The sequence below is a fragment of the Microvirga sp. GN3 genome (assembly GCF_055792825.1).
This window is the reverse complement of sequence record NZ_JBVVAK010000217.1, coordinates 1-11058: the sequence shown is the minus strand read 5'-3', so window position 1 is coordinate 11058 and position 11058 is coordinate 1. Positions and strand designations below refer to the sequence as shown.

General features: G+C 62.9%; 10 protein-coding genes and 2 pseudogenes. 11 read left to right on the top strand and 1 reads right to left on the bottom strand.

Features of this window, described 5'->3' with window-relative positions:
- The 5 genes and pseudogenes from ACS5Q1_RS43595 to ACS5Q1_RS43575 all read left to right on the top strand — a co-directional run.
- A pseudogene (locus ACS5Q1_RS43595) lies at nt 1–87 on the top strand (peroxiredoxin); the annotation flags it as partial.
- Nucleotides 88–215: 128 nt separating this feature from the next.
- On the top strand, nt 216–1277 hold the full coding sequence (locus tag ACS5Q1_RS43590; protein WP_473104070.1) for a DUF3095 family protein: 1062 nt from the start codon (nt 216–218) through the stop codon (nt 1275–1277).
- Nucleotides 1278–1402: 125 nt separating this feature from the next.
- The gene (locus tag ACS5Q1_RS43585; RefSeq protein ID WP_473104069.1) at nt 1403–1921 is read left to right on the top strand and encodes a hypothetical protein; all 519 of its coding nucleotides are present in this window, start codon (nt 1403–1405) and stop codon (nt 1919–1921) included.
- A gap of 69 nt (nt 1922–1990) precedes the next feature.
- The gene (locus ACS5Q1_RS43580) at nt 1991–2386 is read left to right on the top strand and encodes a hypothetical protein (protein ID WP_473104068.1); all 396 of its coding nucleotides are present in this window, start codon (nt 1991–1993) and stop codon (nt 2384–2386) included.
- A 36-nt stretch (nt 2387–2422) separates the two neighbouring features.
- Nucleotides 2423–2821 (top strand): annotated as a pseudogene (locus ACS5Q1_RS43575) (IS66 family transposase); the annotation flags it as partial.
- Nucleotides 2822–3177: 356 nt separating this feature from the next.
- On the opposite strand, the gene ACS5Q1_RS43570 reads toward ACS5Q1_RS43575, so the two are convergent.
- Entirely contained in the window at nt 3178–4761 is a 1584-nt protein-coding gene (locus ACS5Q1_RS43570; RefSeq protein WP_473104067.1) for a DUF6351 family protein, read from the bottom strand.
- A gap of 663 nt (nt 4762–5424) precedes the next feature.
- Here ACS5Q1_RS43570 and ACS5Q1_RS43565 point away from each other — a divergent pair.
- From ACS5Q1_RS43565 to ACS5Q1_RS43540, 6 genes are all read left to right on the top strand, one after another.
- A complete protein-coding gene (locus tag ACS5Q1_RS43565) occupies nt 5425–5778 on the top strand; it encodes a hypothetical protein (protein WP_473104066.1) in 354 nt (117 codons plus the stop codon).
- Nucleotides 5775–6989 (top strand): macrolide family glycosyltransferase, encoded by a 1215-nt coding sequence (locus ACS5Q1_RS43560; protein WP_473104065.1) that lies wholly within the window; start codon nt 5775–5777, stop codon nt 6987–6989. Before ACS5Q1_RS43565 ends, ACS5Q1_RS43560 begins: the two co-directional genes overlap by 4 nt.
- 3 nt (nt 6990–6992) lie before the next feature.
- Nucleotides 6993–7505, top strand: a complete 513-nt coding sequence (locus ACS5Q1_RS43555) for a hypothetical protein (protein ID WP_473104064.1) — start codon at nt 6993–6995, stop codon at nt 7503–7505.
- A complete protein-coding gene (locus ACS5Q1_RS43550; RefSeq protein ID WP_473104063.1) occupies nt 7502–8449 on the top strand; it encodes a hypothetical protein in 948 nt (315 codons plus the stop codon). The genes ACS5Q1_RS43555 and ACS5Q1_RS43550 overlap by 4 nt, the downstream gene beginning before the upstream one ends.
- 237 nt (nt 8450–8686) lie before the next feature.
- Nucleotides 8687–9820, top strand: coding sequence for an alpha/beta hydrolase (locus ACS5Q1_RS43545; protein ID WP_473104062.1), 1134 nt, complete (start codon nt 8687–8689; stop codon nt 9818–9820).
- Nucleotides 9821–9863: 43 nt separating this feature from the next.
- Complete coding sequence (locus ACS5Q1_RS43540) at nt 9864–10502, top strand: DUF2585 family protein (RefSeq protein ID WP_473104061.1); 639 nt, start codon at nt 9864–9866, stop codon at nt 10500–10502.
- The last annotated feature ends 556 nt before the right edge of the window (nt 10503–11058 follow it).

Below are 11058 nucleotides of genomic sequence, written 5' to 3'. Positions count from 1 at the left end.
CAGACGCTGATCGACGCGGCCCACGCGATCTGCCCGTACTCCAAGGCGACGCACGGCAACATCAACGTCGAGACCAATCTGCTCTGACCGGGATCGGCCGGGCCTGCCACCCAGGCAGGCCCGGCTTCCCTTGGACGAGGCGCAGCGGAGACCTGCGCCTCATCGGCACGGCGTGGACCTCGTTTGCTGGTGCAAGCCGATCTGGAGAATGCTCGATGATTAATAGCCGCGCACACCGGCCCCCAGCGTATCGTGAGTTCTCGACCGTGCTCGATCCATCCATCTACGAGCCACTGCCGGATGACTGGATCATCGGCATAACGGACGTTGTCGACTCGACGTTGGCAATCAGCGCGGGACGTTACAAGGACGTCAACTACGCCGGAGCCTCCATCATTGCTGCCTTGGGCAATGCCTGGGGTGCGTTCGACTTCCCGTTTGTGTTCCGCGGCGACGGAGCGGCGTTTGCATTGCCGCCTCAGGGCTTCATGGTCGCGAACTCGGTAATGCGGCAGGTTGCGGGTCTTGCGGCAACCCGTCTCGGTCTGATCCTCCGCGTCGGTTTGCTGTCCGTGAGCGAGATCCGATCCCACGGGCACGACGTGAGAATAGCGCGATACGCGGCCTCGGACGACGCGACCTATGCGATGTTCTCTGGGGGCGGATTGAGATGGGCGGAACGGCAGATCAAGAACGGGCGGTATCTGGTAAAGCCGAGAAAGTACACGGTGCAGCTGGACCTAACCGGTCTGACCTGCGAGTGGACGCCTCTCCGGAGCCAGCACGGCGAGATCCTGTCGCTCCTAGTCGAGCCGCATGATCATACCAACCCAAAGGTCTTCTCTGCGCTTGCCAGGCAGGTGCTTGCGGTCCTCGACGCAGCTCCACGCCAATCTCACCCTGTCCCGGTGGAAATGGCGTTCCAAAAGGGCAAGGAGATGAATCTAGGTTCGGGGAATTGGTCGAGCGTCATCGCAAACTCGGACTATCGCAAATACGACGATGGCTTGCGTCTGACGCTCGACTGCACACGCGAACAAATCGATGCGGCTGAGGCCATCCTCATTGCGGCGAAGGCTCGTGGCGAGATCAACTTCGGGCTGCACCGCCAGTCTCACGCCCTCATGACCTGTCTTGTGCCGTCCGGCAGGCCGGAGTCGCATTTGCATTTCCTCGACGGAATGGGCGGTGGGTACGCCAAGGCCGCCGAGATGATGGAGGCAGGTGAAATCCTAATGGTCGCGGGTGCCGGCGAGAAGACCGCGATGTCCGCCTGAGGCGGTGCCGCAAGCCTCCATCCTGAAGGTTCGGACTTCCACAATAACTGCTGGTGCGCTCGCGCTTCCGTACGGTGGTGCGCTGCCGTTTTTGAGGTGCCAAGTGCACCAACGGGAAACCTAGAATGAACAGTTCAGCAATCCATCATGAGTTCGCTGACGGGCAGGATGAACCTGCCGAACTGTACCAGCCTAGCATCGGCAACTCCAACGTCAGGAGAGAAGCCGCACGCGGCCCGTTGGGCGAGCGCATCCTGATCGTCGAGACCGATGCCGACTTTCAAAGCAGCCTGGCCCTATTGCTCCACGAGGCTGGTTTCGACGTGATGACCGCCACCACAGGGGAACAGGCCTTTCGCCTTCTTCGCGACTGGCGGCGCCCGATCGATTGGCTCTACACCCGGGCCATCCTGCCAGGCCTGATCGACGGCTGGATCCTGGCCGACCAGCATCGCGATAACCATCCCGACCGGCCCGCGATCATCGGTGCGCGCGAGGTTGGGTACTCTGCGCAGGGAGACATCGTCTTGAAGGAACCGACAGCGGCGACCGTACTGGACGCTGCCCGCCACATCACCGTGTCGGCGCACCCCCAAGCCCCGGTCGAACCCGTTAGCGCTGACCCGCAGAGCCTTGCCGCATAGGAAGGCGCCAACTGACACGGATGACCCGGAGATAGGTCATTAAAGCAGGGCGATTTTTAGGAGACGCATATGACATCTAAGCAAGGAGCGGCGCAACGCGCCGCATGCTGGGATGAGAGCTTCCTTTCGTTGGACCTCTATACCGACGAAATTGAGCAACGGATCATCAGGGCCTACATCCAGCTTGTGTTGCGGCCGGACAATGCCGACGGCTCTCGAGCCGTCATGGTGATGCGATTGGGAGCGCTTGAGGTGCGGCTCACCGAGCTTCCACCGGACAGCGTCGCATCTGGCATACCGCCATTCTGGCTGGAGGTCTTCTCCGTTGCAGGCCACGAATCCATCGACAGCTGCGGGTGCTTCGAATTCGATGAGATCGAACTGGCGTCGGCAGTCAACCTCGTGCTGGAGGCGGCGAGGGCACTGCCGTTGCGGCCGAGCGTCCGGCCTGAGCCGACTGAATGAATTAATAAGGGGAGCCGCCATACAATTGTGGCGACGCTGCAGCTCTGGCTCAACACCGTCTTCGCCCTCTCGGATCAGGTCGCCACGCTGGCGCCGGCGACCCTGGTGGCCAAGCGGCGAACATTGGAGCGGCAACTGGCCAGCATCCTCACGGCCGCGAGTTCCTGTGATCTGACCCAGGCCCTCCAGGCCAAGATCGGCCGGGCTCGCGAGCAACTCCTGACTTTCCTCGACTATCCGGGGCAGGTCGCGGCGACCAACAACGCCTGTGAGCGGGCGCTTCGGCCTGCCGTGGTGCAGCGCAAGGTCACCAACGGCTACCGGGCCATGTGGGCGGCCGAAGGCGAAGCGGCCGTGCGCACCGTCGTCGATACGGCTCGGCTCACGCCAAGTGTCACCGTCTTCGGCACCATTCTCGCTACCGTCAGCGCCTGAAACCAGCCTCAGCAACGGCGTGGGTAATTACGCTTTCGAAAGTTTCTGTTCACAGTTCGAAGGCCCGGATGCGTCTTGGGTCGCGCTGTGCTTGTCGCTGCGCAATTCATAGATAGATGGAGTGTTAATCGTGTCCCTTGTGGCGACCAATATCACTCTAAAAATTTCGTCTGCGTGATAGGCGTAGTCACAATGTCCGATAAGTAGGGATTAACGGACATTGCTGCACGCACACGGACCTGTGGCTCTGATCCAGTTTGGATCTCCAACGGCGGTGTACGTGGGCATCTCAATGGTGTCGGCCGTGATCGCGTCCTAGCGGGATTTACACAAGCCCTAGGACGCGCTGTGCTCTCCTATGGTTGGGCGCAGCTGTAATTCGCAGCCTCGTCGATGTTCCCGGTGCCAGAGTACTTCGCCACCTGCGGATACGGGCACAGTGGGCGGGATCGCACGACCTGCGAGCCTGCCATCTGCCGCGCCTGAAGGGAATCCGGGGCTTTGCCGCTCTCGACCCAGTTGATGAGTGGCGTCATGGCGTCGAAGCGGTCGGGGCCGAAGCCACCGCGGCAATGGAACATGCCAGGCACCATGAACAGCCGGTAGAAGTTGCTCGTCCGGTCCTCTCCCATCGTCTGACGGACCCGCTCATAGTAGTTCACACCCATCATCGGGTTCAGGGCAGGGTCGGCCCAGCCGAAGTAGGTGATGAGACGCCCACCGCGCTTCTCGAACTCGGACAAATCCGGGTTAGTGGCATCAAGGATCTCCCGGATCCGGGTGATCGGCTCGACATCCTTGTCGAAGTTGAACTGCTTCCAATCCAGGTTGGGCTGCGAGGCGGGGACATTGGCAAAGTACTTCAGGAAGCTCTCGCCATAGGCCAGCTGACGGCTCTTGGGTCCCTCAGAGACGATCCACTCCTTCCACCCACTCGCGCCGCTGGCATCGGCCGGCTCCGCCCCCGGAAGCTGGCCCTGGAAGATGACCTCACCCTTGCTCTTCACGCCACCATAGATGGTCTGGAGCGTCTCGACCTGGGCTTGGGTGAAGCACTGATCACCGGTCTGGCCTTCGGTGCATTTCGGCAGGTCCTGAGCTGGGTTGAAGGAGCATTGGCGCGGATCGGTCAATAGACCGTCCTTGGCACCGTCTATGGCATCGCACTTGTCCAGCACGGCCTTGGCGATCGCGGGGAGTTGCCGGATTGAGATCGGCGCCTTTGCCAATGCCTGAGCGTTCCACACGCCCCAGAGCTGGGTTCCGGTGAAATCGAGCACAGGGGCGCCGGCGAGAATGCCGTCGAAGTCGCCTGGGTAGCGCTGAGCGGACATGAGCCCCTGACGCCCACCCGTGGAACAGCCGTCCCAGTAGGAGTAGGACGGACTGCGATCATAGTAGGCCTGGATCAGGTCCTTGGCCCTGGTGAGGGTGACGTGGACTCCGCGCGAAGCATAGTCCACGAGCTTGCCGAGGTTATTCTCCGCAAAGCTGCCGAGCGGTTGGGCTCGCGCATCGTGTCCGCTGTTCTGCTGAACCACGGCTAAGCCCTGCCGCAGAGCGGCGTTGCGGGTGTCCTGCCGGCTGGCTTCCGCCAGATTCTCACCCGCATAGCCGCCATTGCCGAACATGTAGAGCCGCCGGTTCCAGACATCCGGCAGGGTGATCTCGAACTGGATCTCCGGCTGGATCACGCCCGTGACCTGACAATGAGCAGGGTGCCGGTCGGTCGCCTCCACAGACCTCGATTTGAGGAAGGACACCTCCGGAAGCACCAAGCGCTCGATGGCCGTGCAGGCCACCTGTGGGGATACCGGCGTAGAGCGAAATGGGGCATCGGACGGTGCCGCGGTGAAGCTGGAGGCGTTCTGTGCGTGAACCGGGATGATGCCGACCCAAATCATAGTGGCCGCCAGAAGCGGGCGTTCGAAGGCGTTCATGCGCGTTTCTCTCCCTTGGCTGCGGCCATCATTGCCGCTTGTCCATATTCAGGAGGAAAGAGGGTAGAGGGCCGCGTATGCTTCTCAATGGATCAAATACGCAATGGATTGGACAAACCGCACATTTGGCTGAGTATCACACCGCCATCCCTCGAAGTGGGGAACTCTGATCATCCAAATGATGTTTCACACCGTCCATAGGCCGATCCAAGTGGAGCCCTGAATAGCGATCTCTTGGCACAGAGCCGAAGCAGGACAAGAGTCCGTAGATGTGGGTGCAGGCGGACCTTCAGCCATTTGCTCCGGTGTTTTTCCCTCTACGTCTCGGCGCAGCCGCTGAAGCATGGATCTCCTTCTCGCCTGATCCCGGCATCATATTTCTGCATTCGGGCAGAGGGGAGCTGTGCGTGGAGAATGAAGGATGCTGGTGGACGCACTTGTTCTACGCAGGCATCTGTTGGGCAGTGCCAAGGCTTAGGGTGACTAAGCCCTGTGCGAACGCGTGCTGTCGAAGCGTCTAGGATGGCCTATGCGTTGGCATAGGAGAGTATCTCCTTTCGGTCGATAGCCGATTGCTCTCTGATCTTAAAAGATGGCTTCCGGAACACATGAGCGACAGTTGCTTCAGGGCACTGGACCCAATGCCACGAGGAGGGCTGGCAGGTGGTTCTCAACGGAGCACGGGTGAACCCAGGCATCGGACGCTGGCCAGTCTCCTTGGCTCGCTGGGCATCGCTCGCCGCACTTTTCATTGTACTCGTCGCGTGCGTCTCCCGGCCCGGATCCTCAATCCAGAAGCTTTCCAGTCGGTCCATCAAGACGGATCTAGATGGCGGTGCCGGCGGAACGATGGCGCTGGTGGTGGCTTGGCCCGCGCTCTGGGACTTCAGCCACTCCCCCCAGTTGACCGACGCCGCGCTGCTATCGGCGAACCAGACCCTCGACGAGCCGGTCATCACAGGCCCCGGCTTGTACCGGCGCGACCCAGTGGCGGCAGCACACGGAGGCCGTCGATGAGCACCGTCTCGTTCCTCAACATCGGCATGCACGGGTACATCAACCCGACGCTCCCGGTCGTGGCAGAGCTCGCCCGGCGTGGCCACACGGTGACCTACCACACCTTTCCCGCGTTCGCGGCCCAGATTGAGGCCGCTGGTGCGAAGGTTCAGCTCTACTCCGGGGGCGACATGCCCTTGCCGGATCCGCCGATCCCCCTTGCGATGCTGGAAGAGCTCGCGCGGACCGCCCTCGGCCTGCTGCCCAGCGTGCTCTCAGACCTCCGTGGCATCCGGCCCGACTTGATCGTGCACGGGGCAGCCTGTCCATGGGGCGCGGTGGCCGCGCGTGAGCTCGGTGTGCCAGCGGCGGCCACGTTCACCACGTTCGCGTTCAACAGGCAGGTGCCCAGCCCCACTGGTGTCTCCCACGAGTTGGTGGCTGCCGCAGCGACCCATCCTCGCATCGGCTGGGGTTACGCCTTCGCACGCTGGGCCCTGCACCGCGACTACGACACCGGCGGACTGCCCCTGACCGACCTGATGAACGTGCGCGAGCCGCTGAACCTGGTCTTTACCTCCAGCGCCTTCCAGCCCGGAGCCGACGCGTTCGACCCGTCGTACCGGTTCGTCGGGGCAAGCGTCGGTTCCCGTCTGGCCGATCCGGAGTTTGACGCCGTCCGGCTTGAGTACCCCGTGCTGTACGCGTCGCTAGGCACGGTATTCGATGGGGGGGCCGCCCTGCTGCACACCTTCGCGACTGCGCTGGCACCGCTGGGCGGCACCGTGGTCGTCTCGACCGGGCACACGGAACCGGCAGACCTGGGTCCGCTACCGGCTAACGTGCTGGCCCGCCGATCCGTGCCGCAGCTCCAGGTGCTGGACCGGGCGGCGCTCTTCGTGACGCACGGCGGCATGAACAGTGTCAATGAGGCGATGCGGGCCGGGGTGCCGACTCTCGTCGTACCGCAGGGCGCGGACCAGCCGCTCGTGGCCCAGCGGGTCGTCGAACTCGGTGCTGGCCTTGCGCTCCGCACGGAGGATGCCACTGCGGAGACGGTGCATGCACTCGCCCGGAGACTGCTGGACGAGCCGCGCTTCCATGAGGCGGCTGCCGCACAGCGTGCCGCACAGCAGCAGGCCGGTGGCGCCGAGCGTGCCGCCGACGAGCTCGAGCGGTACCTCGACGACGCTCGCGGAGGCGCCGCGACCGTTCGAGCACGGGGGCACTGAACCATGTCGACGACCGTCGTTGTCCTGCTGGTCCTCGCCGGACTGTCCGAGAGTGCCGGGCGGGTGCTGCCCCTGGTGGCTCGCAGGCCTAAGCTGTCCGCATGGCCCATGGCCGGGCTGATGGCGACCGGCACCGTCGTCGAGGGCACGGTGATCGCGCTGTGGCCGCTCGCCGCGTGGACCGTCGCCGACCTGGTGCAGCCGGTCGTGGCACCTGACGCGGCCCCGCTGCCCGGCACGACCGGGTTGGCCTGGACACCTGCCCTGGTCGCCCCGCTGCTGCTGGCCGCCGTCCTCGCGTTCCCGCTCCTCGGGCCGTTCCTGCACGTCCTGCTGGTGGCCGGTGTCGGGGTAGGGCTGGCCGGCCCGCTCGCTGCAGCGTTGGGACTGGGCTGGTGGACCGCGGCCGGGTGCATCGCCGTCGCGGGGCTTGGGCTCGCCGCCGCGGTCGGGGTGGTCCGGCGGCTGATCGCGAGGATCATCGCCGGCGCCCGGGAGCAGGAGGTGATCGCATGAGCGAGCTCCTCCTGCTCGTCGTCCTTCTGGCGCTCGGACCGGTTTTGGTCGCCGAGGGCTTGCTCGCCCGCCACGAGCTGATGGTCTACACCATCGGCCGGCGTGGACCGGTCGCCACGCTCCCGCCTAAGGTGCCCTACGCCAGGGGGGCCGATCCAAAGCGACCGCCGGACGCCTACGTGGTCTACCTGGACGGGATCGGCAAGCGCCGCTTCACCGATACGCGCGACGGCGGCCAATTCGTCAAGGCCGTCATCGCCGGAGCACCGGAGTTGCGCGTGCTGGGCCAGGTTCAGCCCTACTCGCCCCTGGCAGCCCCGCTCGTAGGGCGCCCGGTGTGGGACTGGCTCCGGCGGCACGTGGGCATCATGCTGTTCCTGCACAATGTCATGCAGACCTTTGTGGCCGCCGACCACCGGTACCGCCCGCTGTACAACCGGGCAGTTGGCGCCCAGATCGCCGACCAACTCCGGCTCGCAGGCTACGAGCCCGCCAGTGGCATGCCGGTCGTCCTGCTCTGCTACAGCGGCGGCGCCCAGGTGGCCACCGGCGCGGTCGAGGAGCTTTTCACCCAGCTCCGCGCTCCGCTGTGGCTGATCACGCTCGGTGGTTTCCACAACGGCGCCAATGACCTCACGCATGCGCTCCACCTGTATCGGCTCACCAGCGCGAATGACTGGATCGAGCGGGTGGGCATCGGACTGTTCCCCCAGCGCTGGCGCCTGTGGCGGCGCAGCGCCTGGAACCGGGCCCTGGACGCTGGGAAAATCACGGTGCACTCGCTCGACCCGGCAGCCCACATTGGCCCGCAGAGCTACATCAGCCCGACGGCGCGGCTCGCCGATGGGCGCAGTTATCTCGACCGCACCACCGAGACCGTGATCGAGCTCATCCGGCGCGACTGCACGACGAAAATGCTCGGAAGGAGAGAAAGCGATGGATAGAGGTTGAAGCCTTCCTCGACGAGAGCTTGGTTGCGGTCTGGATCAACGAAGGTTCCGTCAGACCGCTCTCCACTTAAGCGAAGCAAATCCATCCTATGCTTTGGCATAGGAGAATATAGCCTTTTGGTCGGTAGCCGGTCGCTTTGCGATATTGAAAGATGACTATTGGAGCATCAAAACGCATGAGCGGCAGTTGCTTCAAGGCACTTGATCCAGCGCCAATTGGAGGACTGGCAGGTGGTTCTTGACCGAGCAAAGAAGAACCATGTCATTGCAGGCTGGTCAGCCTACGCGGTTTGCTGGATCATGGTCGCCACAATCGTGGTTGCGCTGGGCGCGTGTGTCACACGACCTGGGCCCGAGGTTCTGCAGCCCGCAAGAGCGGAGTGGGGCGAGAGCAGCGTCACCATCTTTGTCGCGACCCTGCGAACGCCGGAGCCCGGATCGGGAACTGCATTCAGCAGCGGTCAATCGCAGACACTTCGCTTTGCCCGTTACGTGATCTCGATTCCACCGACCCATCAAGCCGACATGATCGAGTGGCCAAGTGATCCGCCGGGTCCGATGTCAGACTTCGTTACAGTCCACGCGACGCGCCTGTCCGAAGCCGAGTTCCGGTCTGGCATCGCCGGCACGAAAGGCAACGGGCGGCCCATCCGGCTTTTCGTACATGGATATAACAACAGCTTCCAGGAAACGGTTTATCGGCTCGCGCAGATTGCCACTGATGCTCACGACAACCGAGTCGCCGTGCTGTTCGCCTGGCCATCCCAGGGGAAGCCGCTGAGCTATAGCGCCGACAGAGCCGCGGCAGCAGCATCCACGGACGGCCTTGCCCGGACTATGGAAATTCTCGCTGAGGAGCCGAACGCGCGGGTCGTGTTGCTGGCTCACAGCATGGGAGGATGGCTCACAATGGAGACGCTGGCAAAAATGAACCGCGAGCGTCGGCGAGCGGTAATCGAGAGGTTTTCGAATGTCGTGTTGGCTGCTCCGGATATCGACGTCGTCGACATGGTTCGCCAGCTCGAGATCATCGGTCGTCTTCCTCGTCCACTCACCCTGCTGGTGTCGAGCGATGACAGTGCTTTAACCCTGTCTCGCATTATCTCCGGCGGCCGACGTGTCGGCTCGGACGATGTCCACGATCCATGGGTTCAGGCTGCGGCCAAGCGATACGGCGCCCGCGTGATCGACATCTCGGAGCTGACGACGACCGACAGCTTCCGGCATGCACGCTTCACCGCAATGGTGGCGCTCTACTCAAAATTTCAAGCGCAGATCGAAAACCCGCTGGCCAGACGCTACGCTGGACCCGGTGCATTCGTGTTTAGAGCCGCGACCTCGACGCTAGAGCCAGTCGACCGGTAAACGGCCAATCTGATTAGCGAAGTTGAAGGTAGGCCAGGGCAAGATGACGTCATTGCAAGGAACGGAAAACTGCACTGCGGCACCCGCGCCCGGGGTGGACAAGCCTCCCGGGGCGCGGACCACGCTCTATGTCGGTCTTTCCCTGGGTCTGATCGTGCTTACGGCAGGTATCCTGCTCGCCATGGGCAGGACGGCGATCTGCACCTGCCGGACGATTGAGTTCTGGCACGGGACGGTGAACGGTTCTGGTAGTTCCCAGCACCTGACGGACTGGTATACTCCGTCCCATATCATCCACGGCTTCCTGTTCTATGGCGGAACGTGGCTCGTCGGCCTCGTGCGAGGGCGGCCGCTGCCGCTGGGCGTAGCGTTCCTGCTGGCTCTCGGCGTCGAATGCATGTGGGAGATCGCCGAGAACACGAATGCGGTCATCGACCGCTACCGAGCGACAAATATCGCTCTCAACTACTATGGGGACAGTGTCATCAATTCGGTCATGGACATCAGTGCGATGATCGGCGGCTTCTGGCTCGCTCGGATCTGGCCCGTTTGGATGACGGTGGTGGTTGCTCTGCTCATGGAGCTGATCGTCGGATACTGGATCCGGGACAACCTCCTCCTCAACATCATTATGCTGATCTTCCCTGTTGAGGCCATCAACCAATGGCAAGCGGGGAGATGACCCGACCGCTATCAAACCGACCTAGACGTCCTGATGCTCAGAAGCGAGCTGCCGGGCAGGACCAATTGCGTGCTCTCATCTCGGCGACGGCAACAATCAACCCGGACTGATACTTATCGCGCAGAAGTTCGACTACGTTGCTGGCGCTCGTCGCCCCGATCCTCTTAATCAGGAAGCGGTTAAGGCTGTTCTGCCTTGCACGGCATCGCTCAAGTGCTTGCTCTGCAAGCTGCTCCGCCGTCTGATCCGCCCGAAGTCGTCCTTTTACGACGGTCGCGGCGCAGATCTGCCATTGATCGTTCAGAGCTCTCGCCTCCTCATAGACGATCAGGGGGTCGGACTCATCAGCTTGTACGGCGACACCAACAATCAATGCAGCGACCAGACAGCCGACGCACAGTATCCCCCGCCATCTATCGACCCGGGAGTGAAGGTCACGTCCGTCAATGAGTGTAAATTCGGGTGCGGTTTGAGGTGGCCATTGGTCAGCTCGCCTGTGGGGTGATTGCCAGAGCCTGCTGGTTGATCATGGGTGTTGCGAGTTCGGTCATCCCTT

What these genes read in the sequence shown, in the direction of transcription:
- ACS5Q1_RS43590 (WP_473104070.1), top strand. Translation starts at nt 216, where the DNA reads ATGATTAATAGCCGCGCACACCGGCCCCCAGCGTATCGTGAGTTCTCG.
- ACS5Q1_RS43585 (WP_473104069.1), top strand. Translation starts at nt 1,403, where the DNA reads ATGAACAGTTCAGCAATCCATCATGAGTTCGCTGACGGGCAGGATGAA.
- ACS5Q1_RS43580 (WP_473104068.1), top strand. Translation starts at nt 1,991, where the DNA reads ATGACATCTAAGCAAGGAGCGGCGCAACGCGCCGCATGCTGGGATGAG.
- ACS5Q1_RS43570 (WP_473104067.1), bottom strand. Translation starts at nt 4,761, where the DNA reads ATGAACGCCTTCGAACGCCCGCTTCTGGCGGCCACTATGATTTGGGTC.
- ACS5Q1_RS43560 (WP_473104065.1), top strand. Translation starts at nt 5,775, where the DNA reads ATGAGCACCGTCTCGTTCCTCAACATCGGCATGCACGGGTACATCAAC.
- ACS5Q1_RS43555 (WP_473104064.1), top strand. Translation starts at nt 6,993, where the DNA reads ATGTCGACGACCGTCGTTGTCCTGCTGGTCCTCGCCGGACTGTCCGAG.
- ACS5Q1_RS43550 (WP_473104063.1), top strand. Translation starts at nt 7,502, where the DNA reads ATGAGCGAGCTCCTCCTGCTCGTCGTCCTTCTGGCGCTCGGACCGGTT.
- ACS5Q1_RS43540 (WP_473104061.1), top strand. Translation starts at nt 9,864, where the DNA reads ATGACGTCATTGCAAGGAACGGAAAACTGCACTGCGGCACCCGCGCCC.